28 protein-coding genes and 1 pseudogene are annotated in these 25,061 nt (G+C 63.1%); 15 read left to right on the forward strand and 14 right to left on the reverse strand.

Translation table 11 applies throughout. The features are described 5' to 3' along the window. Positions 1 to 3: 3 nt before the first annotated feature. Genes MSTE_RS22405 through MSTE_RS22420 form a run of 4 tightly spaced genes read right to left on the reverse strand, consistent with a single transcriptional unit; the run spans position 4 to position 4,081 of the window. A complete protein-coding gene (locus MSTE_RS22405; RefSeq protein ID WP_070921109.1) occupies positions 4 to 762 on the reverse strand; it encodes a MerR family transcriptional regulator in 759 nt (252 codons plus the stop codon). Beyond that, complete coding sequence (locus MSTE_RS22410) at positions 759 to 2,258, reverse strand: flavin-containing monooxygenase (RefSeq protein WP_096504519.1); 1,500 nt, start codon at positions 2,256 to 2,258, stop codon at positions 759 to 761. The genes MSTE_RS22405 and MSTE_RS22410 overlap by 4 nt, the downstream gene beginning before the upstream one ends. Positions 2,259 to 2,269: 11 nt before the next feature. After that, on the reverse strand, positions 2,270 to 3,190 hold the full coding sequence (locus tag MSTE_RS22415; protein ID WP_070921111.1) for a ferritin family protein: 921 nt from the start codon (positions 3,188 to 3,190) through the stop codon (positions 2,270 to 2,272). Between the two features lie 36 nt (positions 3,191 to 3,226). After that, on the reverse strand, positions 3,227 to 4,081 hold the full coding sequence (locus MSTE_RS22420; protein WP_231896941.1) for an SDR family NAD(P)-dependent oxidoreductase: 855 nt from the start codon (positions 4,079 to 4,081) through the stop codon (positions 3,227 to 3,229). 89 nt (positions 4,082 to 4,170) lie between these two features. On the opposite strand from MSTE_RS22420, the gene MSTE_RS22425 reads away from it, so the two are divergent. After that, the gene (locus MSTE_RS22425; RefSeq protein WP_096506267.1) at positions 4,171 to 5,232 is read left to right on the forward strand and encodes a ferredoxin--NADP reductase; all 1,062 of its coding nucleotides are present in this window, start codon (positions 4,171 to 4,173) and stop codon (positions 5,230 to 5,232) included. Between the two features lie 17 nt (positions 5,233 to 5,249). Here the strand turns inward: MSTE_RS22425 and MSTE_RS22430 are convergent, their stop codons facing one another. From MSTE_RS22430 to MSTE_RS22445, 4 genes are all read right to left on the reverse strand, one after another. After that, on the reverse strand, positions 5,250 to 7,133 hold the full coding sequence (locus MSTE_RS22430) for an acetoacetate--CoA ligase (RefSeq protein WP_096504523.1): 1,884 nt from the start codon (positions 7,131 to 7,133) through the stop codon (positions 5,250 to 5,252). Next, a complete protein-coding gene (locus MSTE_RS22435; protein ID WP_096506269.1) occupies positions 7,123 to 8,763 on the reverse strand; it encodes an AMP-binding protein in 1,641 nt (546 codons plus the stop codon). The genes MSTE_RS22430 and MSTE_RS22435 overlap by 11 nt, the downstream gene beginning before the upstream one ends. Before the next feature lie 91 nt (positions 8,764 to 8,854). Continuing rightward, entirely contained in the window at positions 8,855 to 9,682 is an 828-nt protein-coding gene (locus tag MSTE_RS22440) for an HpcH/HpaI aldolase/citrate lyase family protein (RefSeq protein ID WP_096504525.1), read from the reverse strand. Further along, complete coding sequence (locus MSTE_RS22445; RefSeq protein ID WP_096506271.1) at positions 9,679 to 10,170, reverse strand: MaoC family dehydratase; 492 nt, start codon at positions 10,168 to 10,170, stop codon at positions 9,679 to 9,681. The genes MSTE_RS22440 and MSTE_RS22445 overlap by 4 nt, the downstream gene beginning before the upstream one ends. Before the next feature lie 162 nt (positions 10,171 to 10,332). On the opposite strand from MSTE_RS22445, the gene MSTE_RS22450 reads away from it, so the two are divergent. After that, positions 10,333 to 11,091 (forward strand): IclR family transcriptional regulator, encoded by a 759-nt coding sequence (locus MSTE_RS22450; RefSeq protein ID WP_408645828.1) that lies wholly within the window; start codon positions 10,333 to 10,335, stop codon positions 11,089 to 11,091. Here MSTE_RS22450 and MSTE_RS22455 read toward each other — a convergent pair. Continuing rightward, a complete protein-coding gene (locus tag MSTE_RS22455) occupies positions 11,088 to 11,963 on the reverse strand; it encodes a LysR family transcriptional regulator ArgP (protein WP_096504529.1) in 876 nt (291 codons plus the stop codon). The genes MSTE_RS22450 and MSTE_RS22455 overlap by 4 nt on opposite strands. Positions 11,964 to 12,034: 71 nt before the next feature. Between MSTE_RS22455 and MSTE_RS22460 the strand changes: the two genes are divergently transcribed. The 10 genes from MSTE_RS22460 to MSTE_RS22505 all read left to right on the forward strand — a co-directional run bounded on the left by MSTE_RS22460 (position 12,035) and on the right by MSTE_RS22505 (position 19,106). Continuing rightward, on the forward strand, positions 12,035 to 12,628 hold the full coding sequence (locus tag MSTE_RS22460) for a LysE/ArgO family amino acid transporter (RefSeq protein WP_096504531.1): 594 nt from the start codon (positions 12,035 to 12,037) through the stop codon (positions 12,626 to 12,628). A gap of 67 nt (positions 12,629 to 12,695) precedes the next feature. Then, positions 12,696 to 13,163, forward strand: a complete 468-nt coding sequence (locus MSTE_RS22465) for a DUF4334 domain-containing protein (protein ID WP_046255053.1) — start codon at positions 12,696 to 12,698, stop codon at positions 13,161 to 13,163. Next, positions 13,160 to 14,227 (forward strand): NAD(P)-dependent alcohol dehydrogenase, encoded by a 1,068-nt coding sequence (locus MSTE_RS22470; RefSeq protein ID WP_096504533.1) that lies wholly within the window; start codon positions 13,160 to 13,162, stop codon positions 14,225 to 14,227. Before MSTE_RS22465 ends, MSTE_RS22470 begins: the two co-directional genes overlap by 4 nt. Positions 14,228 to 14,268: 41 nt before the next feature. Beyond that, positions 14,269 to 14,811 carry a TetR family transcriptional regulator gene (locus MSTE_RS22475; RefSeq protein ID WP_193442110.1) on the forward strand — a complete coding sequence of 181 codons (543 nt, stop codon included), beginning with the start codon at positions 14,269 to 14,271 and terminating at the stop codon, positions 14,809 to 14,811. 70 nt (positions 14,812 to 14,881) lie between these two features. Further along, positions 14,882 to 15,862 carry an ABC transporter substrate-binding protein gene (locus MSTE_RS22480; protein WP_162291721.1) on the forward strand — a complete coding sequence of 327 codons (981 nt, stop codon included), beginning with the start codon at positions 14,882 to 14,884 and terminating at the stop codon, positions 15,860 to 15,862. Positions 15,863 to 15,918: 56 nt separating this feature from the next. Continuing rightward, complete coding sequence (locus tag MSTE_RS22485; protein WP_096506273.1) at positions 15,919 to 16,254, forward strand: hypothetical protein; 336 nt, start codon at positions 15,919 to 15,921, stop codon at positions 16,252 to 16,254. A 10-nt stretch (positions 16,255 to 16,264) separates the two neighbouring features. Further along, complete coding sequence (locus MSTE_RS22490; RefSeq protein WP_096504539.1) at positions 16,265 to 16,978, forward strand: queuosine precursor transporter; 714 nt, start codon at positions 16,265 to 16,267, stop codon at positions 16,976 to 16,978. A gap of 39 nt (positions 16,979 to 17,017) precedes the next feature. Then, positions 17,018 to 17,665, forward strand: coding sequence for a 5-oxoprolinase subunit B family protein (locus tag MSTE_RS22495; RefSeq protein WP_096504541.1), 648 nt, complete (start codon positions 17,018 to 17,020; stop codon positions 17,663 to 17,665). Then, positions 17,662 to 18,537: a 5-oxoprolinase subunit C family protein gene (locus tag MSTE_RS22500; RefSeq protein WP_096504543.1), complete on the forward strand. Its 876-nt coding sequence runs from the start codon at positions 17,662 to 17,664 to the stop codon at positions 18,535 to 18,537. The genes MSTE_RS22495 and MSTE_RS22500 overlap by 4 nt, the downstream gene beginning before the upstream one ends. A 17-nt stretch (positions 18,538 to 18,554) precedes the next feature. Continuing rightward, positions 18,555 to 19,106 (forward strand): GNAT family N-acetyltransferase, encoded by a 552-nt coding sequence (locus tag MSTE_RS22505; protein ID WP_096504545.1) that lies wholly within the window; start codon positions 18,555 to 18,557, stop codon positions 19,104 to 19,106. 59 nt (positions 19,107 to 19,165) lie between these two features. Here MSTE_RS22505 and MSTE_RS25765 read toward each other — a convergent pair. The 3 genes and pseudogenes from MSTE_RS25765 to MSTE_RS22515 all read right to left on the reverse strand — a co-directional run. Continuing rightward, positions 19,166 to 19,726: pseudogene (locus MSTE_RS25765) on the reverse strand (VC0807 family protein); the annotation flags it as partial. 44 nt (positions 19,727 to 19,770) lie between these two features. After that, positions 19,771 to 20,439, reverse strand: coding sequence for a VC0807 family protein (locus tag MSTE_RS22510; protein WP_096504547.1), 669 nt, complete (start codon positions 20,437 to 20,439; stop codon positions 19,771 to 19,773). 20 nt (positions 20,440 to 20,459) lie between these two features. Continuing rightward, a complete protein-coding gene (locus MSTE_RS22515) occupies positions 20,460 to 21,119 on the reverse strand; it encodes a VC0807 family protein (protein WP_096504549.1) in 660 nt (219 codons plus the stop codon). Between the two features lie 170 nt (positions 21,120 to 21,289). Between MSTE_RS22515 and MSTE_RS22520 the strand changes: the two genes are divergently transcribed. Further along, positions 21,290 to 21,718: an Hsp20/alpha crystallin family protein gene (locus MSTE_RS22520; protein WP_096504551.1), complete on the forward strand. Its 429-nt coding sequence runs from the start codon at positions 21,290 to 21,292 to the stop codon at positions 21,716 to 21,718. A gap of 27 nt (positions 21,719 to 21,745) precedes the next feature. Here MSTE_RS22520 and MSTE_RS22525 read toward each other — a convergent pair whose 3' ends face one another. Both MSTE_RS22525 and MSTE_RS22530 read right to left on the reverse strand, forming a co-directional pair. Continuing rightward, a complete protein-coding gene (locus tag MSTE_RS22525) occupies positions 21,746 to 22,714 on the reverse strand; it encodes an acyl-ACP desaturase (RefSeq protein ID WP_096504553.1) in 969 nt (322 codons plus the stop codon). Between the two features lie 255 nt (positions 22,715 to 22,969). After that, a complete protein-coding gene (locus tag MSTE_RS22530; protein ID WP_096506275.1) occupies positions 22,970 to 23,641 on the reverse strand; it encodes a TetR/AcrR family transcriptional regulator in 672 nt (223 codons plus the stop codon). Positions 23,642 to 23,738: 97 nt separating this feature from the next. On the opposite strand from MSTE_RS22530, the gene MSTE_RS22535 reads away from it, so the two are divergent. Together MSTE_RS22535 and MSTE_RS22540 are read left to right on the forward strand one after the other, a co-directional pair. Further along, positions 23,739 to 24,221 (forward strand): DUF4383 domain-containing protein, encoded by a 483-nt coding sequence (locus MSTE_RS22535; RefSeq protein WP_096504555.1) that lies wholly within the window; start codon positions 23,739 to 23,741, stop codon positions 24,219 to 24,221. Between the two features lie 65 nt (positions 24,222 to 24,286). Further along, positions 24,287 to 25,021: a cutinase family protein gene (locus tag MSTE_RS22540; RefSeq protein WP_096504557.1), complete on the forward strand. Its 735-nt coding sequence runs from the start codon at positions 24,287 to 24,289 to the stop codon at positions 25,019 to 25,021. Positions 25,022 to 25,061 lie beyond the last annotated feature (40 nt).

Here is a 25,061-nt window from a genome sequence, read left to right on the forward strand (position 1 = left end):
AACTCACGAAGGGTCAGCGGGCAGCTGCGCCTGCTCCCGGTACAGGTCCATCTCGGCGCGCAGCGCATCATCGAGCGCACGGTTCATGGCGGCGTGCGAGGTATGGGTCGCCGCACGGCGCATCGTCCCGATAAGTTCTGTTGCCCAGGCGAGTTCGTCGTCGGTAGAGGGGACCCAACCGGGCCCACGTTGACGTGCCACCTCATCGCGCGCGGCACCGATGAGCACCCGTGCGGCATCGTCGAGCTTCTCGTTGGTCCTCACGTGAATGTCGGCTAAGTCGGTCACTCTCATTCCGAGGGAGATCAATGCCGCAAAGTTGTCAATGGTGTCAAGATCGGTGACGAGATACGAATCCGAACCGTCAACAGGCTGGATCAGCCCGGCCTCGATCAGGCGCGCAAGGACCGCCGAATCGATCGGGCCGAGCGTCTCTTCGAGCTCACCCAACGAGAAATTTCCCTGGGCAGCGTTGGAGAACCGCTTCTCGAGCAGGCCCTCGAGATCCGACAGGTCAAGCACATCGGCGAGCTGGGCGCCACGCTGCAGCCCACTGAGGAACTTCGTGATGTGTTTGAGAGTGAAACCCTCACCGAGCAGGCGATTAATCGCCCTCAACTGGCGCAGATGCCAATCGTTGTAGATGGCTGTCCTGCCCCGGCGCAGCGGCCGGGGCAGGAGCCCCCGTTCTTGATAACCACGGATGTTCCGGGTCGTCGTCCCCGATGCCCGCGCGAGGTCGTCGATCCGGTACTCGGTCATGGTTTCGAAGCTGGCCCTGTCAGTATCAGTTCGTCACTGGCGTTCGAGACAGTGATCTTATAGTCCTGCAGGTCGAATCTCTTGAGTTGGTTGACATACTGCGTGGCGAATCCGGGGAACATCGTCGCGTTGAAACCGTCATCCGTCAGATACCAGCTCTGGCAGCCCGAGTTCCATGTGGTGGATTGCAGGCGACGCTGAATGTCCTGGTTGTAGCTCTCCTGAATCTCGGGGCGGGGCTCCACCGATTTCCAGCCGTTGTTGACCACCGCCGCGATCGCGTCGGTGATGTAGTTGATCTGCGCCTCCATGTACACCAACGCCGAGCTGTGCCCCGGTCCCGAATTGGGCCCGAAGGTCAGGAACAGATTGGGGTAGCCCGATACCGCCACGCTGCGGAAGGCATACGCCCCTCCCGACCACTCGGTGGCCAGGTCCCGTCCGTCGATCCCGGTCACCGGGAAGGGCGTACCGGCCTTACACACGTCGAAACCGGTTGCGAAGACGATGCAGTCGAACTGGTGCTCAATACCCTCAACCGTGCGAATACCCTTCGGGGCCAGCCGGGCGATGGGCCAGGTGACCAGCTTGCAGTTCTCTGCCTGCAAGGCAGGGTAGTAGTCACTGGTCATCAGCAGACGCTTGCAACCGGCCGAGAAGTCGGGCGTCAGCTGCCGGCGCAACCACGGGTCCTTGACCTGCATGCGGCGGTGCGCGGAGCTGACCGCCTCGACTACACGGGTGAACGGCGTATCCCACACGACACCCATGGCCACCGACTCATGCCCCCAGAACCAGGCCGCACGCGCCAGCCGCTGACTGAGCGGCCAGTTGCGATACAGCTGTTTGAGCCGACCACCGGTGGCGCGGTTGACTCGAGGCAAAACCCATCCGGGTGTTCGCTGGAAAACCTTCACCATCTCGGCTGACTTCACCAGTTCCGGGATGATCTGGACGGCGCTGGCTCCCGTGCCCACGACTGCCACCCGCTTGCCGGTGAAGTCGTAATCGTGATCCCATCGCGCACTGTGGATCTTGTGGCCCTCGTAGCTCTCCAGGCCCGGAATGGCCGGAAAGCTCACATTCGCGAGTGGGCCGGACGCCATGATGACGGTGCGTGCCCGCACCGATTCCTGGCCCTCGAACTCGACAGTCCACTCCCCGGCGACCTCGTCATATGTGAGGCCGACGACGTTGTGCCCGAAGCGGATGTACGGCCCGAGGGCCGACGATTCGACCATCTGGTCGATATAGCCCAGGATTTCGCCGCTACCGGAGTACGTGTGCGACCACTCGGCGTTTGGAGCGAAACTGTAGGAGTACAGCCTCGAAGGAATGTCGCACGCCGCCCCGGGGTAGGTGTTATCACGCCAGGTGCCACCCACCGTGTCTCCGCGTTCGAAGATCGCGAAGTCGGTGATTCCCTTGTCTTTCAGGCGGATCGCTGCACCGATGCCGGCAAAGCCGGCACCGATGATGGCTACGGAGATGTTCATGCTGGCTGCTTTCAGGCGACGGGTTCGTAGGTGAGTTCCTGGGACCAGGTGGGCTTGTTCTCCACCAACCGCAAGGGAATTCTGCCCGTCAACTTCACGAGCAAGTCAGCGGTGATGTGGTACTTCGACTTGCGATTGATCACCTTCATCGCATGCCAGGAGATGACGCGGTAGTTCGGCAGCCGCCGGACATTCTCGTTACGCTCGCCCACGCTCTTGTACCGTTTCATCGCCCCGTAGAGACGCTCCTCGTCGACACCCATCGCCACGATGTTGTCGCGCATCTTGTTGAGCAGCGGAACATAGCTCAGCACGCCGATCAGCAGGCTGGGCTTGAGCCAGCCGCCGACAAACTCGATGAGCATCTTGCGCATCTTGGCATGGCCGAGGATGTCCATGACCTCGAAATCCACTGCAAGATGTCGCGATTCGTCGGAGTTGATCCGCTTGAACGCCTCCTGCGCGATCGGATCCTTGACCTCGTCGGTGATGAACTTGATAAGTGCGCCATCCAGGGCGACCTCAAGCATGGGGATGACCGTCCCCAGGAACGACAGCGACATACCGTCGGAGTACTTGTCGAGCCAGTTGATCACCAACTGCACATTGATACTCGGGGAGGGGATCTCGTCGTTCTCGAGCATGCCCCACCGGCGCATGAGCGCAAGTTCGGCGTTGGCGTGCTTCTGCTCTTCGGCATGGAAGTGCTCGTAAATGCTCTTGAGAGTGGGATTCGGCGCCTTCTTGGCCAGCGCCGCGAATCCGCGTGCGCCGACGTTCTCGATCCACATCAGATCCGCGATGAACGGCTTGAGCTTGGCCCACAGGTCGGGCTCGATCAGCTCCGCACCGGGTGCTTCCCAGTCGATATCGGCCAGGGACCACTGCTTGTCTTTGATCATCTGCAGCATGTTGTCGAGATCCATTGCCATGGAGGATTTTTCCTTTCAGTCAGGTAAATGCGAAGTTCAGTGAGTGGGAAGAAGGCGGCCAAGCAAGCCCGCAACGCGCGTGTGCAGTACGGGGAAGTGCCGTTTGAAATGCCAGATGACCTTGGCGTCGATTTGCGGGACCACATACAGACGGCCACGATCGTGTGCATCGAGCGTGTCTATAGCGACGCGCTCCGGGGAGAAGCCCGTGAGCTCGATGAGACGGTCCACGAGACCCGATGTGCCGACCTGCACCCCGGTGAGGCGACCATCCTTGAAAATGTTCGTTTTGACGACAGTCGGGCACAGCACCGTCACGTTGATGCCCGTGCCGCTCAGCTCGGCAGCGAGGGTCTCCGACAGCGACATGACCCCGGCCTTGGACACGTTGTACGGTCCCATCACCGGCGCTGCAGCAAATCCTGCAGCGGACGCGACATTGATGATTCCGCCGCGCCCGGCGCTGCGGAGTAACGGCGTGAACAGCTCACACCCATAGATGACGCCCCACAGATTGATGCCCAGAGCCCAGTTCCAGTCGCCCAGCCCGACTTCGCCGACGGGCTTACCCCCGATTCCGATGCCCGCATTGTTGATCACCAGCGTGGGTGGCCCGGAGAAGACCTCCTGCGCCTCGAAGACCAGCTTTTCTACATCGTCGCGTGACGACACATCGCAGGTCACAGCATGCGCGCAGCCCGATGACAACCGGTCGATCTGGGCCACGGTCTCTGCGACCCGCTCGCCGTCGATGTCCGCGCAGATCACATGCCCGCCGCGACGAGCCAGCTCGAGGGCGAATGCACGCCCAATGCCGCTGCCTGCGCCGGTGACCACTGCTCGTGCGCTGACAGAGATCGGCGGGCGTCTGAAGACATCAAGTAACCCCATGACAGAATAGAACAGCAGCAACTGTGCCATTTGTCAAAGGCACAGTCCATGGTGACAATGAGTTGTTCACCACACCGGAAGGAACTCGCATGACGACGCACGCAGCGACAACCCCCAGCGCCTATGCGTTGAATGTGCTTGAAGTCATCACCGAGACTCCCGACGCAGTCTCCATCGTGTTCGCCGCACCGCAGGACGCCGAAACGGAATTCACCTATAGACCCGGACAGTTCCTGACCCTGCGCGTGCCGGCCGGTAGCGACGCCGCAGCCATCTCCCGGTGCTACTCGCTTTCCAGTGCGCCAGACCTCGACGAACATCTGAAGGTCACCGTCAAACGCACAACCGGCGGCCAGGCATCGAACTGGCTGTGCGATAACGCTCACGCCGGGATGGTCCTTGAATCACTTCGCCCTGCAGGAACATTCACCCTTCGCGATACCGCGGCAGTTCCCATATTCATCGCGGCCGGCAGCGGCATCACGCCTATCATGTCCATGATCCGTACGGTGCTCTCCACCTCCGCACAGAATGCCGTCCTCGTCTACGCCAACCGAGACCGCGACTCGGTGATCTTCGACGCCGAGCTGGCGGCACTGCAATCGAAGTACGGGAGCCGCCTGACGATCGTGCACTGGATCGAGGCGGAGGCCGGTCTGCCGACCCCGGACGGCCTGCGCGCGCTGCTCCCCGCGCCAGTCCCCGGCACCGCCGCGTATCTCTGTGGCCCAGCCCCTTTCATGGATGCGGCGGCAGCCGCGCTGGGCGATACCGGACTGGCCCGTGAGAACATCCATCGCGAGATCTTCGTGTCGCTGAGCACCGACGCCTTCGCCGCGGCACCAGTTGTCGCGACCGCACCGGCCGATCCCGATGCGGTGAGCGCCACCGTGGAGATCGATGGCGACACCCACCAGATCTGCTGGCCGAAAACACAGATCCTTCTGGACGTGCTCCTGGGCCTCGGAATCGATGCGCCCTACGTCTGTCGAGAGGGGAACTGCGGCGGTTGCTCCTACACCCTTCGCGAGGGGGAAGTGACAATGCAGGTCAACGACATCCTCGATGACCACGAGATCCGCCACGGCGTACGGCTGGCGTGCCAATCACTGCCGCAGTCGGACACATTAACCGTCGCCTTCGACCGCTAGAAAAAGCTCTAGCGCCGCTACCAGCGGTGACCGCGGCCCTGCTCGCCGTACCAATCAACAAGATCCGGATTGTCGATGGAGCGCGGATCCAATGACACATCAATACGTCCGGCGAGTACCCCACAGATGGGGACCTCGAGCTTCTTGCCGGTTCGGGTGTGAGGAATTCCCGGCGCCTCGATCACCTCGTCGGGGACATGCCGCGGCGACAAGCGGGCGCGAATCTGCCGTGCGATCCGCGCGCCCAGGTCGGTATCGAAGGTGTGCCCCGGCGCCATGGTGACGAACAGCGGCATCCAGTACGCGCCGCCGGGTCCGTCGACGCCGAGGACGAATGCCTCGGCGATCTCGTCCATGGACTCCACGACCTCGTAGATGTCCGCCGAGCCCATCCGGATTCCGTTCCGGTTCAAGGTGGCGTCGCTGCGCCCGTGGATGACAAGCGATCCGTGCTCGGTGACCGTGACCCAGTCGCCATGGCGCCAGACTCCGGGGTGGCGACCATCGGCCCATTCATGCTCGAAATAGGCAGCCCGATAGCGTGATCCATCGTCGTCATCCCAGAATCGGATGGGCATGCACGGCATGGGTTGCAAGATCACCATCTCGCCCACCTCCCCGACGAGAGACCTGCGATCGGGTGACCAACTGCGCAGGTCCACCCCCAGATAGCGGGCGGGCAACTCGCCGGGATACGCGGGCACTCCCGGCGTACCGCCGGCGAAGGCGGTGCACACGTCGGTGCCTCCCGACAGAGACGACACCGTGACTCCGACATGCGAACGCACCCAATCGAACAGGTCCGGCGAGAGAGGAGATCCGCTGCTTCCCAACGTCTTCAGTGCACTCAGGTCATACTCGGCAGCCGGCTCCAGTTTCGCCTTCTTGGTTGCCTGCAGGTGTCCGGGACTGGTCCCGAAATAGCTCACCGCTTCGGAACCCAGCAGCTCCCACAGCCGATCCGCGTTGGGATACAGCGGATGTCCGCTGTAACAGACCACCGTGGCGCCGACCAGCAGCGCACTCAACCGGAAGTTCCACATCATCCACGACAACGCGGTCTGCCAGAAGAACACGTCGCCCGGGCCTAGATCGCAGTGCAGCCCCACCCCTTTGAGATGCTCCAGGAGCATGCCGCCGTGGCCGTGCACAATCCCCTTGGGCTTACCGGTGGTGCCCGAGCTGAACAAGACCCAGATCGGATGATCGAACGGCACCATGTCGACCACGGGGTCCTCACTGTCCGTGGGTAATTCGACCATCAGCGCGGGAGTGCCGGGTAACAGACGGTGTAGTTCGGCGGTGTCGGCCGCCTTATCCACCCAGCGGCCGTTGTACTGGTATCCGGGACCGGAGATGAGCACCTTTGGATTGAGCTGACCCAACCGCGCGGCCGCCCCCTCGGGGGCATAGTCCTGGCCACATCCCGCCCACACCGCACCGACCGCCGCAGTGGCCAGGAAGGCGACCATCGCATCGGGCACATCCGGCAGATACGCGGCCACGCAATCACCGCGGCCGACCCCCAGCCGACGCAGCGCTGCGGCCACCGCACCGATCCTGCCGGGCAATTCACGCCAGCTGACCTCGATGCGCTCGCCCGCTTCATCCACACCCACGATGGCCGCCCCATCGAGATGTGCATGGCGCAGCATCGGGCTCACATAGTTGAGCTCCGTGCCCGGAAACCATTGCGCCCCCGGCATCACCGAACCGGCGAGCACGCCGTCATCACCATCACGCAGCCCGCGTCCCGGAACATCGAAGAACTCCCACAATGCGCGCCAAAATTGCGGTACAGAATCAACGGACCAGCGCCACACATCGTCGTAGTCGTTCAGTGACAGCCCATACCGTCGCGAGACGTGCTCGACGAACCGCTCGTACGCGTTACCCCCCATGTGCTCGGTCCGGCTCGCGTAACCCCAGAATTTCGATCGCCTGCGCCCGCAAATCGACCTTGCGCACCTTCCCGGTCACGGTCATGGGGAAGCTCTCCACCACGTGCACGTAGCGCGGAATCTTGTAGTGGGCAAGGCGCCCCGTGACGAAGGCACGTACAGCGGCGACGTCCAAGATCGTGCGGGCTGTCCTCATCCGAACCCACGCGCACAATTCTTCGCCGTACTTCTCGTCCGGCACCCCAACGACCTGGACGTCCTCGATGTCGGGATGGGTGAGCAGAAACTCCTCGATCTCGCGCGGATAGATGTTTTCGCCGCCACGAATCACCATGTCCTTGATTCGCCCAATAATGGTGCAGTAGCCATCGTCTCGCATCACGGCCAGGTCCCCGCTATGCATCCATCCGTCGGCGTCAATCACCTCACCGGTGTACTCCTCGTTGTTCCAGTAACCGAGCATCACCGAATAGCCGCGCGTGCACAGCTCACCGGAGTGTCCGCGCTCTACCGTTTCTCCGGTCCCGGGGTCCACAACCTTGATCTCGACGTGCGGGTGCGCACGGCCGACAGTCGTGGTGCGACGATCCAGATCGTCATCGAAGAGCGTCTGACAGGAGACCGGCGAGGTTTCCGTCATGCCGTACGCGATAGCGACACCCACCATGTGCATTTCATCGATACACCGCTTCATCACTTCCGCAGGACACACCGAACCCGCCATGATGCCCGCCCGCAGTGAGGACAGGTCACGCTGCGCGAAATCAGGGTCCGCGAGCATCGCGATGAACATGGTGGGCACTCCGTACACCCCGATACAGCGCTCACGTTCGATGGCATCGAGCGTGCGCGCCGCATCGAATCCCGGCGACGGGACCACGATGGTGGCGCCGTGCGTCGTACATCCGAGATTGCCCATGACCATTCCAAAGCAGTGATAGAAGGGCACCGGGACGCACAGCCGATCGCCGGCTTTCAGATGAATCGACTCGGCCACGAAGTATCCGTTGTTGACCACGTTTCGGTGCGACAGCGTCGCGCCCTTCGGATAACCCGTTGTCCCCGAGGTGTACTGGATGTTGATGGGATCGGTGTTGGACAGCTGCGACATCCGGATGCGCAACGCCTCTTCGGAGACCCGCCCTGCTCCCGCAATCAGATCCGCCCAGTCGGAGGTTCCGATGAACAACACGTCCACCAGCAACGGCACCTCGGGGCGAACCTGGTCCACCATCGTGACGTAATCGGAGGACTTGAACGCCGTAGCACAGATCAGCGTGCGAACCCCCGACTGATTGAGCGCATAGGCCAGCTCATGGGTTCGGTAGGCCGGATTGATATTGACCAGTATCGCGCCGATCTTTGCCGTCGCGTACTGCACCAGGACCCATTCGGGACAGTTCGGCGCCCAGATACCCACCCGGTCCCCAGCGGCGATTCCACGTGACATAAGGCCGCGCGCAATGCGATTGATGTCGGCGTCGAGCTCCCGGTATGTCCATCTGCGTCCACTCGCGACATCGACTAGGGCATCGGCGTCGGGATACGTACCGGCGATGCGCTCGAAGTTCTCCCCGATCGTCTCCTCGATGATCGGGGACGTCGACGGCCCGGCGTCATAGGACTTCATCGTCTCGCTTTCACCACATAGACCGAACACGAATGTAACGACTCATCCCAGCCTGCACCCGCTGTTTCCGCACGTTGTCGTCGAACGCTTCTCACCCGTGCCTCCCGCCAGCCACCGTGCTCAGTCGGATGATTCGCTCCGCTCGCCGGAGTACGGGCGCATCGACCATGGCGCCCTCGAACTGGAAGACACCGCGTTCCCGGCCCGCCAACTCGAGCACGCCGTCCGCCCAACGCACCCGCTCGGCGGCCGGCCGGTAGGCCGAGCGAATGACGCTTACCTGCGTGGGATGAATCGCCACCTTGGCATCGAATCCGACGGCCACGGCGTCATCTGCCTCCACTCGCAGACCATCAAGCCCCTTGATGTCCAGGTACACCGAGTCCAGGGCCATCCGACCGAATGCCTTTGCCGCCAACAAAGTTTGCGAGCGCACATGCTGCGCCACATCGCGGTAGCTGCCGTCTGGCCAACGGTTGTTCGTGCCCCACGTCGCGGCAAAGAGATCCTCGGCACCCCACATCGCCGCGACAACGTTCTCGGGCCGCACCAACTCCGCGACGTTGAGGGCTCCCAGTGGGGTTTCGGCGAGGACCACCACGCGCAACGGCGCCAGCGCCGCGACCTGATCCGCGTGTTCACTCTTGGCCAGCATGACGGTTTTGTACTCGGTCCGCGCGAGCGCCTCGAGGTCCAGCCGATGATCGGCGGTGTTGGCCGGGTTGAGGCGCACCACCGTACGACCGGGATCCAGTGGGGTATTGATCAGGGCGTCGCGGGCTGCGGGGCGGTCGGCGGCGGCAACCCCGTCCTCAAGATCAAGAATCACCACATCTGCTGCTGCGGAGGCCTTTTCGAAGCGTTCGCAGCGATCGGCCGGGCAGAAGAGCCAGCCCGGCCCGGCATCCAGGAGTGTCATGACTGCTGCCCTCCGGGCCGTTTACGCACCATGGTCTTTCGCGATGCCGTCGCCACCACGTCGCCGTGCTGATTTCTGCCGGTATGCGCGAAGGTCACGATGCCCTCGCCCGGGCGGCTCGTGGATTCGCGCTTGCCGATCACCTCTGACTCCGCATACAGCGTGTCACCGTGGAACAGCGGTTTGGGAAAAGCGATATCGGAGAATCCCAGGTTTCCGACGATGGTGCCCTGCGTCAGTTGCGCGACCGACAACCCGACCAACGTCGCGAGGGTGAACATCGAGTTCACCAGCCGCTGATTGAACGGCGGGAGCGCCTCCGAGAACGCCGCATCGAGATGCAAAGCCTGGGTGTTCATGGTCAACGTGGTGAACAAAACGTTGTCGGCCTCGGTGATCGTCCGTCCGGGTCGGTGCACGTACAGCACATCGGACTCGAATTCCTCGAACCACAGACCGCGCTGCTCGACGATACGTCTATCGCTCACAACCACCTCCAAACCCAACAGGGCGTCCACTTGTTGGCGCTCCAGGCGCACCGACACCTTGGATGAAAACCCAGCTGCACGGCAAGGATGGCGCGGAAAGCTCTCACCGGATGAACACACTCATGCTTGAACGTCCATTCAGTGGACACGTATTGTGAGCAGGTGACCGAGGCACCCAGCGTGGTACGCCGCACGGCGGCCCTGTTGCGCGCCGTCTCGGCAGACACCGGAACGGGCGTCAGCACCACAGAACTCGCCCGCCGCACCGACATCCCGCGAGCCACCGCGCACCGGCTGCTGGAATCGCTCGCCACCGAAGGGTTGGTGGAACGCGATGCACGCTCCGGCCAGTGGTTCCTGGGTCCGGAGATCTATGTGCTCGGCGCCACCTCGGCTCCCCGATACAACATCACGGAGAAGGCGGCCGCAGACGTCGCAGCACTGGCACGGGAAACCGGCGAGAGTGCATTCTTCTCACTGCGCCGTGGTGATCACACCGTCGTGTTGCTCAGCGAGGACGGCGATTTCCCGATCCGCTCGCACGTGCTGTACGAGGGCGCCCGATTCCCGCTCGGAATCGTCTCGTCCGGAATGGTCGTCCTCGCTTATCTTCCGGACGACGCGATCCACGCCTACTTGAACAGAGCCGACCTACAGTCCGAGTGGGGCAACGGGTTTCGCAATGACGCCGTCTGGGAGCGGATCGCCGCCACCCGACAGACCGGCTGGTCCCTCAATCCCGGCCAGTTGGTCGAGGGGTCCTGGGGCATGGCCGCCGCCGTGTTCGACACCAACCACAACCCCATCGGTGCGCTCACATTGACCGGTATCGAGGCGCGGTTCAACACCGAACGCCAACCAGTTCTCGGACAGCTCCTGCTGCGGCACGCGCATCGGCTCAGCCGCACCGTGCGCCGCTAGCGTTCGCGCCGCAGAACGGAAGCCTCCTTGCGTACCGCCGAGGTGATCGCCTGCAGTGTCGAGGATTCGAATTTCCAATGTTGCCAATACAACGGCACATCGAGATACCGCCCCGGCGCCAGGTCGACAAGGCCGCTGCGATCCAACTGCTCAAGCATCATTCCCCAGCCCAATCCGACCCGCAGCGCCTCGGTGTTTCCACTCGTCGTAGGCACGTAATGCTCCGGGACAGCGACGTACCGACGAAAGAGCTTGCGCAAGAACTGATCTTGGAGTGCATCACGCCTGTCCCACCGCATCATCGGCGCCCGCCGCACGGCCTCGATCCCCGAGTCGAGCAGACCGTCCGGGAGGTAGCGTGCAACGTACCCCGGCGACGCCATCCCGAAGTACCGCATGGAGCCAAGCGGTTCGGAGCGGCATCCGGCGATGGGCTTCGGCTCTGTGGTCACCGCTGCCATCACCACGCCTGCGCGCAACAACTCGGCGGAATGATCCTGATCCTCAACGCGGATGTCGATAAGCACGCCGTCGGGAATCTGCGCCAACACCGACCCCATCCAGGTTTCGAATGAGTCGGCATTCACCGCGATCGCGACCCGGATCGGAGATCCATCGACACCCATCTCTCGCAACGCCTCACGCTCGAGCGTGCCGACCTGCGCTGCGAGCCGCATCAACGATGCACCCGCATCGGTTGCCACACAGGGCTTCTCCCGGCGAACCAGCACCTGGCCCACAGATTGCTCCAGGGCCTTGACGCGTTGACTCACCGCCGAGGGGGTGATGACAAGCCGCCGGGCAGCAGCATCAAAGCTGCCCTCTTCGATGACGGCGGCGAAGGCGACCAGCTGCTGCGAGTCCAAACTCACATTAGTAATTCTAATGCAGAGTAAGAATCATTAGCTGTACTGCATCGCATCGCGTGCCTAACGTCGATGTTGTGACCGTCCTCTTCCTCGGCTTTCTGACCGGAATGTCCCTCATTGCCGCCATCGGTGCCCAGAACGCCTTCGTACTCAGACAAGGGATTCGCAGTGAGTACGTGCTGCCGGTGGTCGCCGTCTGCATCACCGGCGACTTTCTACTCATCACCGCGGGCATCGGTGGCCTCGGTGGCCTGATCGCGGCTACGCCGAGTCTGCTCACCGTGGCCAAGGTGGGCGGCGCCGCGTTTCTGATCTGCTACGGATTGTTGGCCGCGCACCGCGCATTGCGACCCGGGACTCTGGTTCCCGCCGAATCCAATCCGGCTCGCCTCGGCGCGGTTCTGATGACCGCACTGGCCATCACCTTCTTGAACCCGCATGTCTATCTCGACACCGTGGTGCTGCTCGGGTCGCTCGCCAACGCGCACCAGGATGCACGCTGGCTGTTCGGCGCGGGCGCCCTGACCGCGAGTGTCGTCTGGTTCGTCGGGCTCGGATTCGGCGCCCGCCATCTCGCCGGGCTGTTCCAGCGTCCCGGAACCTGGCGCGCGCTCGACGCCTTCATCGCCGTCGCCATGATCGCACTGGGCCTCTCGCTGATCGTGTGATCACTCTTGCCGAACCATTTGGTTCGGTGTTAGCGTCCTTCCCGAACCAACTGACTTGGGAGAGACAATGGATGTCGACAAGGCCCGAACCCGCTTCGCCGAACTTCGAGGCCACCGGGACGTCAGTCCCGCCGACCTCGACGAGATCTGGGCCGCGCTCGATACCGTCCGACCCGAAGACATGCTCGGCAGCTGGAAGGGCGACGAGTTCCACACCGGACACAAGATGAACGGCCAGCTGGCCGCCGCCCGCTGGTACGGCAAGATCTTCACCTCCATCAACGACGTCGAGCCGATCGTCTGCTACGACGACGACGGAAAGTTGTTCTCCAACAACGATTTGAGCCTGGGCGGTGCAACCCTGTGGGATATCGAGTTCCGCGGCGAGGTCACCGGCACCATGGTGTACGACGGACAGCCCACCTTCGATCATTTCAAGTGGGTCGATGAGAACACGCTGATGGGCATCATGAACGGCAAGCGTCAGCGCGCCAGCGGCAACTACCTCTACTTCATCCTCGAACGCGATCAGTGAAAGTCACCGCGGCACTGAGCCGATCGGCAGAATCTTCATTCACACTCGAAGAGGTCCAACTCGAGGAGCCACGCTCCGATGAGGTGCTCGTCAAGATTCACGCCACCGGCCTGTGCCACACCGACCTGACCTTCAAATCACAGGTACCGGTCCCGGCGGTGCTGGGCCATGAGGGCGCGGGGATCGTGCAGGCGGTGGGCACCGAGGTGACCGGCATCCGGCCAGGAGACCGGGTGGTCTTGAGCTACCGCAGCTGCGGCGAGTGCCGACAGTGCAATGCGGGTGAGCGGGCCTACTGCTCCCGCGCCGCCCGGCTCAACCTCTCCGGTACCCGACTCGACGGCACGACGGCTCTGTCGCAGAACGGAAACGGACTGTTCGGCTCGTTCTTCGGACAGTCCAGCTTCGCCCAGTACGCACTCGCAACGGCCGACAACACCGTCGTGGTGGACCCCTCCACGGACCTCACTACCGCCGCGCCCCTTGGCTGCGGTCTGCAGACCGGTGCCGGCGCAGTGCTCAACGTACTTACACCCGAACCAGATTCGCGTCTCGTGGTGTTCGGCGCGGGCGGTGTCGGACTGGCAGCGGTGATGGCCGCCAAGGCAGTCGGCGTGCAGACGATCTTCGCCGTGGACCCGGTCGCCTCACGACGAGACAAAGCCTTCGAATTGGGCGCGACTCATACCGTCGATCCCACGGCCCAGGACGTGACCACCGTCGCACGCGGAGCCACCCATGCCCTGGACACCACCGCCAACCCCGATGTCATCGCTACGGCGCTCGGCCTGCTGCGGCAGCGCGGCGTACTGGTTCTGGTCGGACTGGGCGCCTCGCACGGAACAATCGATCTCACCGATCTGATGTTCGGAGGCAAGGTGATCCGCGGATGCATCGAGGGCGACGCCAATCCCCAGGAGTTCATTCCGGAACTGTTGAGGATGCACGCGCAGGGCCGCTTTCCGATCGAGTCGCTGATCCGCACCTACCCGGCGCGCGATATCGATCGAGCCGTCGCAGATGCGCGATCGGGAGCCGCGATCAAACCGGTGCTGCTCTGGTGAGCGCCATGCGAGCGGCCGGGCAGGCCACACATGATCGGATCATGGCGGCGGCCAAGGCCGAATTCACCGAGCACGGCTTCGCCGGTGCGCGACTCAACCGAATTGCCACCAATGCGAACGCAAGTAAGGAACGGCTGTACAGCTACTTTGAGAGCAAGGAACAGCTGTTTGAAGCCGTTGTGGCGCAATGGATCAATGATGCGCCATACAAGGTGCCGCTGCGCGCCGAGGACGTGCCGGGCTACGTCGCGGGCCTCTTCGACAACATCGTCGCCGACCCCCAGGGCGCACGGTTGCAGCGCTGGATCGAGCTGGAAGCCCCCGACGGGATGTTCGACAACCACGTACTGCGCCGCATCTTCCACGCGAAACTCGACGAGGTACGTCGGGGGCAGCGGTCCGGGCTCATCGATCCGACCTGGGACCCCACCTGTCTGCTCATGATGCTGATCGATATCGCCTACTCGATGGCGGCTAGTGGATTCGGTATCGACCGGATTGTCGGCGAACCGCTCGGTGACGAGGTGCTCGCGGACCGCCGCGCTGCGGCCGCCGAGGCGGCACGCCGGTTGGTGGCCGGTTAACGAAGTTCGCCGCCAATCGCACCACCCCCTGCTTGCCTGTGCCAGCTACTCTCGATATGTGCCGTCCGCGATATTGACCCGCCGCGGGTTTCTCGCTGCCGGTGCCACGCTCGCCGCGGGCGCCGCGCTGGCCGCCTGCACCAAGGACTCTGCCCCCACCTCTGAGCGCAACGGCGTCGCCGTCATCAAGCACGCGTTCGGTACCACCGAGGTCAAGACCCCGCCAAAACGCATCGTCAGCGCCGGGTACACCGAACACGACTATCTGCTGGCGCTGGGCATCGTCCCTATCGCGGTCACCGAGTGGTACGGCGGCTTCCCCTACGCGACGTGGCCGTGGGCCACCGATCGTCTCGGCACCGCCACACCCGAGGTGCTCACCCTCACCGACGGGCTGATGGTCGACAAGATCGCATCCCTGAAACCCGACCTCATCCTGGCCACCGACGCCGGGCTGGACCAGGACACCTATAACAAGTTGTCTGGTATCGCGCCGACTATCGCGCAGTCGGGCAGGTACGCGTTCTTCGAGCCGTGGAAGGACCAGGCCAAGGCCATCGGGCAGTCCGTGTTCAAGCCGTCGGAGATGGACGCCGTGGTGCAGGCCGTCGACAGCAGATTCGCTTCGGCCACATCCGCACACCCCAGCTTCAAAGACAAGAAGGTCATCTACCTCCAGGGCGAACTACTCGACGGACAGGCCATCGCATACCGATCCGGACCGCGCACCGGATTCCTCAGCTCTCTCGGGTTGGTCATTCCCGCCGAGTTGGAGAGCTACGGCAAGGCCGACCAGCTCGCACATCTTCCGGCGGATCAGCTTGCCGGCGTGCTCGGGCAGGCCGATGTGCTGCTGTGGGGTACCGAGTCCGATGAGCAGAGCACCGCACTGCAGGCCGACCCGGTGATCACCAAGCTGGGCTCCTCGCTGCTGAACCGCAGCATCTTCGCCGGCAAGGAGTTGGCCGGCGCCATCAACTTCAGCTCGCCGCTGAGTCTGACGTACGTGGTGGACAACCTGGTCCCCCAGCTGGCCCGAGTACTGGGGTGACGAGCTACCCAGCCGCCCGTCCCGCACAGCCGTACTGGGTTGACGTTGTGGTTCGCGTGGTTGGGGGCCTCGTCGGCGCGACCGCGCTTGGCATCTTCGGACTGGCGGCCTACATGGTGTTGTCGTCCCGGCTGTCGTCCAATCCGTACGCCGACCCACACGGCTACGGGCTGATCATGGGAATTGTGCTCGCCGTGCCCTTCGGACTGCTGGCCGCAGGCACCCTGCCGTTGGCTCTCCCCCGCCGACAATGGCTTCGCGCCTTCGCCATCGGCTTCGTCGTATATGTCGCGTCAGTGACACTGTTGATCTACTCGGCCGCCACCATGCCCAACCGCCCTCCGCCCTGTGCGACAAATCCACCCGCGCCCCACTGCAAGCACGCACCCTAGACTTCGCGGAATGGCGACAAGCGAGGTCGAGACAAGCCCCCAGGATCATGTGGTCTTCGCCCAGGTAGGCCGCAGCTACTATCCACTGCTGTCAGCAGTCTTTGTCGGCGTAGTACTTATCTCGAACGTGGCTGCCACCAAGGCAATTGGCTTTGGCCCTGTAGTCGGCGATTGGTCGCTGATCACCGACGGGGCGTTTGTGCTGTTCCCCTTGAGCTATGTGATCGGCGATGTGCTCAGTGAGGTCTACGGGTATCGCGCCACCAACCGGGTGATCTTGCTCGGGTTCGCGATGGAGCTCCTGGCGTGCATGGTGTTGTGGACGGCCAAGATCCTGCCGCCCGCCGACTTCTATCCCAACCAAGAGGCCTTTTCCACCATCGTCACCAGCATCACCACACTCATGGTGGCAGGACTCGCGGGATACCTTGTCGGACAAACACTTAACGCGCTCGTGGTGGTGCGAATGAAGAAGCGCTCCAAGGAGCGTCACCTGTGGGCGCGACTGGTGGGTTCGACGGTCATCGGTGAGTTCGCCGATTCACTGGTGTTCTGTTCCATTGCGGCCACCGCACTCGGCATTCACACCTTCGGTCAGTTGGCGACGTACACGGCCCTGGGCTGGATCTTCAAGTCCGTGGTGGAGATCGTGATGCTGCCGATCACTTATCGGGTGATCGCCTACATCAAGAAGCACGAGCCGACTTATACACAGGCCGGATAAACGCACCCCTAGGCGTGGCCACGGGAGTACCGTCGAAATATGAGTACCGCAACGGATTTGAAGGTGCGGGATCACGGGGATCGGGCGTTGTTGCTCGAGTGCACATCCGTGCAGGAAGTGCTGGCGTGGACGTCGGCGCTGAATGCCGACCCTATCGACGGCGTCACCGATATCGTTCCCGCGTCCCGCACCGTACTTCTCAAGCTCGACAGCCCTGCCGACCAGGCCATAGTGCGCCACCGGCTGACACAACGCACGGCACCGTCGGGTGCGGCGGAGGGCACCGAATCGCCGCCGGTAACCATCCCGGTGCGGTACGACGGTCTCGATCTTGAAGAGGTTGCCGAGCATACGGGCCTCGGTGTCGATGGTGTCATCGCGGCACACACCGGGACGGTGTGGACCGTCGGATTCTGCGGATTCTCACCAGGATTCGCGTACCTCGTGGGCGGGGACACACGTCTGGCCATCCCCCGTCGCGCCGACCCGCGCACCAAAGTACCTGCCGGTGCCGTCGCACTCGCCGGCGAGTTCAGCGGGATTTACCCGCGTGAATCTCCCGGCGGCTGGCAACTGATCGGCAGCACCGACGCCGTCATCTGGGACCTCGACCGCAACCCGCCTGCGCTACTCACGCCCGGCACCCGCGTCCGGTTCCACGTGCACACCCAAGGGACGATCGCATGAGACCCACCCTCGAGGTAATGCGCACCGGCCCTCTCGCCCTCATCCAGGACCTCGGTCGCGTCGGCAAGGCGGCCATGGGTGTCGGACGCTCCGGGGCAGCCGATCGCAAATCACATTCGCTGGCCAACCGGTTGGTGGCCAACCCCGACCACTTGGCGACCATCGAGGTGACACTGGGCGGCATGTCATTTCGGATCTCCGGCGGTGATGCGGTGGTGGCCGTTACCGGTGCCGACACGGATCCGTCCGTCAATGGAATTCCCTTTGGCACCAACAGCATTACCCAAGTTCAAGACGGCGATGTGGTGTCACTCGGCGCACCGCTCAGTGGCCTGCGCAGCTACGTCGCCGTGCGCGGTGGAGTCAGCGTGGCGCCGGTGATGGGCTCGCGCAGCTTCGACATCCTGTCTGGCATAGGCCCCAAGCCGCTCCAGGCCGGGGACAGGCTGCCCGTCGGACCACGGTCCCCTTCCTTCCCGGAGATCGAGCAAGCACCGGTGGCCACCATTTCCGATGACATCGTCGAGCTCAAGGTGGTGCCCGGTCCGCGTGACGACTGGTTCGTCGATCCCGATGAGCTGACACACGGAAGCTGGATCGTCTCCGATCGCAGCGATCGGGTGGGCACCCGGCTCATCGGTAAGCCCCTGGAACTACGCGACCCCGCCAGGCAGCTGCCGAGCGAGGGCGTGATCCGCGGTGCAATCCAGGTGCCACCGGGCGGCCAGCCCGTTATCCTGGGCCCTGACCATCCGGTGACCGGAGGCTATCCGGTCATCGGGGTGATCACCGATCAGGATGTGGATCTGGCCGCCCAGGTGCGGCCAGGACAAACCGTTCGGTTCCGCTGGTCAAGACCGCGCCTCAGCTAGGAGCACCCGTGTCTACGATGCCGACCGTTCCCGTCATCCGGACCCACACCGCGCGACTCATCCACACCGCCGACCTGGATAGCGAAACACGCTACGCCGCACGGGAATTACTGGTCGAAGCGTTTGAGGGCGAGTTCACCGAGGAAGACTGGGAACACTGCCTGGGCGGTATGCATGCCCTGATCTGGTACCACGGCACACTTATCGCCCACGCCGCGGTGATCCAGCGCCGACTGCTCCATCAAGGGCGGGCACTACGCACTGGGTACGTGGAAGGCGTTGCGGTAGATAGTGATTGGCGCGGCCACGGGCTCGGGTGCGCCATCATGGACGCGGCCGAACAGGTCTTGCGTGGCGCCTACGAGCTGGGCGCGTTGAGCGCCGACGACGAGGTCGCACCGTTCTATCGGGCCCGCGGCTGGGTCCCCTGGCTCGGATCCACTCCCGCTATGACAGCAGACGGCATTGTGCCCGCCGAGGATGAGGGCGTGCACGTACTGCCGATGAGTTCCGGGGTTGACCCCTCCGGCTCGCTGACCTGCGATTGGCGCGGCGGCGACGCCTGGTGATGACCGCGGCGACGCAGGAACACCCAGATCACCGCGATCACAAACGCCAGTCGCGCGGCACTGCCCGCCGTCGCCAGTAGCCCGTTGACCACCTGCGCGATGTCCACGGGGTACCGCAGGATGATTCCCGCCATCGCGGCAGCCTGTACCAACTCCAGCGAGCCCACAATCACGCAGAGCCGCACATGCATCCGGTGATAGGCGCGCAAGTCCGCATCGCCCCAGTGATGACGTGCCACCCAACCCGGGCGGATCAGGTCGATGATGACTTCGGTGAGAGGCCGTTTCGTCAGACAGCTACCGATATAGAACAGGCCGAACAGCACCACCGGGACCACGTGGGTGAGCTGGGCCAGCTGCGGTGAACTGGTCAGCAGCGCGACCGCAAGCGTCGCGCCGTGCATCAGCATGATGAATCCCGCGACGATGTCGAAGCGCTTGTCTCGTACTGCCGTGTAGATAACGCGCACCGCCGAGACCACCGCCGCGGCCATCAGGGCGTGTAGCTCCGAGGCACCCAGCAGACGCATCCCGTAGTACGTTCCCAGGCCGAGCGCGGCACTGACCAAAGCGTGTCCGAGTGTGAATTTCCCTGCACCCTTACCCAACCCACTCACCACAGCGACGGTACCGACGCAATCTAAGAGAGCCTGAGAAAGCGGGGCTACCGGCCAGAGAGGGCGCGTTCCTTACGGCGCAGGTACATCCGGATCGCGACGACAACGCCCACGATCAGTCCCCCAGTGGTGAGCATCGACACCACGGGGTTCACCGCCTGGACCACGTCGACGGAGAAGCTGTAGATGATCACCACCATCAGGGCACAGAACAGCAGGCTGAAGATCCCGCACCAGAAGCTGACGAGCACATGCAGCCGGTGGTACGAGCGTTGGTCCTCATCGGTCCAGCCCTGTTCCTCGGCCAGTTTCTCCACGCCGCCGGGCCACAGTTTGGTGACCAGCAGCTCCGTCAATGGTTTACCGATGAGCGCGCTCACCAGAAAATAGGTGGCCAGCAACATGCCAGGCACCTCGTTGGTGACTTGCGACAGGCGTGGGTCGCGGGTGAGCCACGCCATGATGAGACTGACTCCAAAGATGGGCACCACCAGCAGTGAGACCGGATCCAGGGTCCGCTTCCACGCCATCTTCACCAACGCCCGAGCGGCTGATACCGCGGTCGCGGCCATCAGCGCGTGCAGCTCCGAGAAGCCGGCCAGACGCAGTCCGAAGTAGGCGCATAGCGCGGGCCCGACATTGAGCAGCCCCTCGATCAAGAGCTGACGGGGCGAGATCCCGCTCTCGGTCTCGGACTGCTCGGTGGACAGGGACACCGCGCGACTGTATCCGGTCGTCAGGCCGCGGGCGAGTCGTACGTCATGCGCTGGAGGTAGCGCCGGATAACCACAATGATGCCGATGATCAGCCCCATTGTGGTCACCAGGGAGAAGATTTGGTTGACCGCCTGGGCGATATCAACCGAGAAGCTGTAGATGATGACGATCGATATTGCGGAGAGCGCCAGACTGATGACACCGCACCACAAACTCACGTGGACATGCATCCGGTGATACGAACGGAAGTTCTCCGGGGTCCAATGATGTTCGGCTGCAATCTCTTCGATTCGTCCAGGCCGAGCCTTCGCGATCATCAGCTCGGTGAGCGGCTTGCCGGTCAGCGCACTTCCGATGAAGAACAGCGAGAGCAGAATCCCGGGAATCGTGTTGGATACCTGGGCCATACGTGCATCAGAGGTGACGAGCGCGATGACCAGACTCAGCCCGAAGTTGAACATCAGGAAGCCAGACAAGACGTCGAACTTGCGGTTCTTGATCACCTTGACCAACACCTGAATCCCGGAAACCACCGTGGCAGCGATCAACGCGTGAATCTCGGGCTGGCCACAGGCACGCAGGGCGTAGTAGGTGCCCAACGACGGTCCGACACTGACCAGGACCTGTCGCAACACCTCACGCGCGGAAGACTTCTGGGTTTCGCCAGTCTGCTCGGGCACGGCGCGAGGCTACGTGACGAACCTGGGAATCGCGGGCTCGCGCGCAGTGCCGATGAGCTCTCGCGTGCGTTCGCCGTCGGCGTACAGAAAACGGAACTTCAGCGCGGCTCACTCAAGTTTGTACGTGTGACGGCCGGTTGAGATTCCGGCCCTATAGAAGGAGACACGCTATGAGCAATCTGGTTTGGACACGCCGCAGCCCGTTCGCCGAGTTCGACGCGCTGGCGCGTCAGTCCTTCGGCCCGGCCACCAGCTGGCCCACCCCCGGTTTCGTTCCGTCCGCCGAGGTGGTCAAGGACGGCGATGATGCTCTGGTCCGTCTGGACCTGCCCGGCATCGACGTCGAGCAGGACGTCACGGTCGAGGTGGAACGCGGCAAGTTGGTGGTATCCGGTGAGCGCCGTGACGCACGCGCCGAACAGACGGAAGGGCGCGTACTGCGCGAGGTCCGCTACGGCAAGTTCCGGCGGATCTTCACATTGCCCTCCCACGTGACGGGCGAGTCGATCTCGGCGAGCTACGACGCAGGCGTCCTGACCGTGAAGGTCGTCGGCGCCTACGCGAACGCCGAGGCGCAGAAGATCGAGATCACCAAGTAATCGGCGGGCCGAGAAGGGAAGTCCGCACTATCCGGCGCGGGCTTCTCTTTTCTTCGCCTCACGGGCCAGCATGCGGTCGCGCTGTTCTTCGAACTTAACGACTTGGCGCTTAAGGTCTTCCACGTACGCGGCGAGTTGCTCGCGTCGCTGTTCCCCCTTGGCACTGAAATCACTGCGATCGAAGATCTGCCACTTCCGTAGATTGGGCGTGACGACCTCTTCGAGATGCTGACGGGGATCGTAAATGCCGTGCTTGGCCATCAACACACCGTTACGGCGGAAGTTCGGCATGCCCTGTCCGGGCATGCGGAAGTTCTCGATCACCGCGGCAATCGCCTCCAACGCCTGATCTGGCACGAGATCGATTGCAGCACTGCACATATTGCGATAGAAGATCATGTGCAGGTTCTCATCGGCAGCGACGCGTTGCAGCATCCGGTCGGCGACGGGGTCGTCGCACACCTTGCCGGTGTTGCGGTGGCTGACGCGGGTCGCCAATTCCTGCAAGGTGGTGTACGCGACCGAGAGCAGGAAGTCGGTTTTGTGTACCGACTCTTCCTCGTCGGTGGGGTTGAAGCCGGCAGTCATGTGCTCCATGCGCGCTCGCTCCAACGCCACCGGATCTACACCTCGCGTCACAACCAGGTAGTCGCGAATGACGATGCCGTGCCGGTTCTCCTCGGCGGTCCAACGGCCCACCCAGGTTCCCCACGCACCATCGAGGCCGAAGTACTGAGCCGCTTGACGGTGATAGGACGGCAGGTTGTCCTCGGTGAGCAGGTTGGTGATCATCGCCGCCTTGGCAACCTCGCTCAGCTGCGACTGCTCCGGGTCCCAGTCGTCGCCGCCCATTTGCGCAAAATTACGGCCGCGCTCCCAGGGAACATAGTCGTGCGGATGCCATTCCGTAGCCACCGACAAATGTCGGTTGAGATTGGCTTCAGCAACGGGTTCCAACTCGCTGAGCATCTCAAGGTCGGTCAACTCTCTTGACATTTCACCTTGTCTTTCGCGTTGGAACCCCGAGCCCACGGACAGGGTAACTTATCTGAGCAATGCCTTAATGTGCCCGCCAGTCACGACTGATTGCCTGCAACGTCCGCCCCGACCACACCGCCGGACGGGCAACCATGCCTGTTTCGGCCCCCACAGCTGGGCAACGGCTTGCCACAGACCCGATATTCGAACCGGCTTGGCAGCACCATAGCGCCGTGAGAGCAACATCACTAATCGAGCCGTGTCGCATCGCCCTCACATCGAAGAATCGCCGCCCGTGTCCAACATCGGGGCCAGGTAATCCAGCGCGAACCGGCGCGCCTGTTCCGGCGTCTCCAGGCCTATCACCGTCTGCCTCGTAAGAATCAAGGACAGGGCTATGCGTATATGCAGCTCGGCGACCGTACGCAAGTGAGCCAACATCTGCTCAGAAACCTCTGCGTCACCATAGATTTCGTTCTTCCAGAGGCTCGCGCAAAACTCACGGAACGTCCCGATGAGCGGGCCGGCCTCCACTGTGAGCGCAGGCAATATCGAGTCGGGCTCGGTTTCCAACAATCTCCGCAGAAGCGGGTGATCGATGATGAATTCAACCGTGTAAGAGGAGCTTTCAGCCATCCGATCGGCCAGCGTCATCGTTCGGCCCTCGACACGTGCCGACACCCCGCTCATGTATTTACGCAGCTCCGCATATACGACCGCTTCGGTGAGGGCCTTCTTGTTCGGAAATCGCCGGTAGACCGTCGCACGGCTCAGCCCAGCACGCTTGGCCACGTCGTCAACCGTCGATCGGCGCCAGCCCACCACCGCGATCTGTTCGAAGGCAGCGGCCAGTACCCGCTCAGTGAGGTCGTCGACATCGTCGAGTAGGCGCAGCGCAGCAGGATCCGCCGAGGCCAGCGTATTGAGCAGTGTGTCCTTAGTCACTTGCGTTACGCGCTCCTTGTCGCCCCTCAGGATGCCGACCATATTTCAGAAACAAAGAGATGATAATTGTCTCACGATCTCCAATGGAGGAGGACTCATGTCTCGAGCTGCGTTTTCTCGCTACATCCAGGACGTCTGCGCAAGCCGCGTTCAGTTCTTCACGTTCCTCATGGGGTCATGGTTCGTCAGCAACTGGGCGCTTGGACTGATGATCAATCACGACTTTCCGCTGCACTCCACGCACGAGATGTACCGGGCGTCGTTCTACGCGTATGGCGTCATCCCGGTCGCCGTCAACGGCTGGCACGCCTTCTTCCACCTGGCCACCGGTATTGCCCTACTGATTGGCGCCCGCACCCGCACTGGCGCCATCCGCTATGCGGCCGTGGTGGCACTGGTCTACTGGGCAATGGTGGCGGTGTGCATCGGGGGCGGTATGACCGTGTGCAGCGTGATGGCCGTCGATACCGTTGGCAACTGGGTCCACAGCTCTGAAGGGCTGATCCTGGCCCTGATCGCCGCCTCCGGCGTGGTGAGCGGAAACAAGTCAGCCGTAACCCCGGCCGTCCCGGCCTCCTAGGAGGCCGCCGTCACGCTGGGCAGGCCATCGAGCCGGTCGGTATTTTGAAAGCCGTGCGAACTGCGATGCGCCGCGCGGCAGCGGCCGCCACCGTCTTCTTGATCCTGCTCGGCGGGAACGGGCTGCAATCCCCGCAGACGGCCTACGCCTCGAGTTGCACTGACATTGACCTGGCCTTCGCGCGCGGCACCAACGAGCCCGCGGGCCTCGGCGACGTCGGCAAGTCCTTCACCGATGCGGTGAAGAAGCAGCTGCAGGGCGCCAAGGGGATGACCATCTCCACCTACGGCGTGGACTATCCCGCAAGTATCGATTTCATCCAGGCCGGCAAGGGCTCGGACGATCTGAGCAAGCACATCCAGAAGACGGCTGCCGACTGCCCGAAGATGAAATTCGTCGTCGGGGGCTATGCACAGGGCGCTGCGGTGGTAGACGTGCTGCTGGGTAACACGCCGCCGGGTACCTACACCTTCACCAATCCCCTGCCCGCCGGGCTTGAGCAGCGCATCGTCTCCATTGTTCTCTTCGGTGATCCCAAAAACATTCGACCACCCGGCGTGGACGCCAACCTTGCGATCCGTGAAGACCTGCTGCACAAGGTGATTGACGTCTGCAATCCGGGTGACTTCTTCTGCGACCCGCAAGGCGGGGACATCATCTCGCACACCACCTACGCCAAGGACAAACTCACCGACGGCGCGGCAGAGACGGTGGTCCAGCGGCTGGTCGCCGCACTGGGAAATCGCTGCCCGGACAGCCGGACATCGGACGCCTCCGCGACCTGCGCACCCAGCGCGTAACGAGAGGCAGGCGCCCCGTTTTGCCGGTTCCGGCATGCGG

This window comes from [Mycobacterium] stephanolepidis (assembly GCF_002356335.1).
GTDB lineage: Bacteria > Actinomycetota > Actinomycetes > Mycobacteriales > Mycobacteriaceae > Mycobacterium > Mycobacterium stephanolepidis.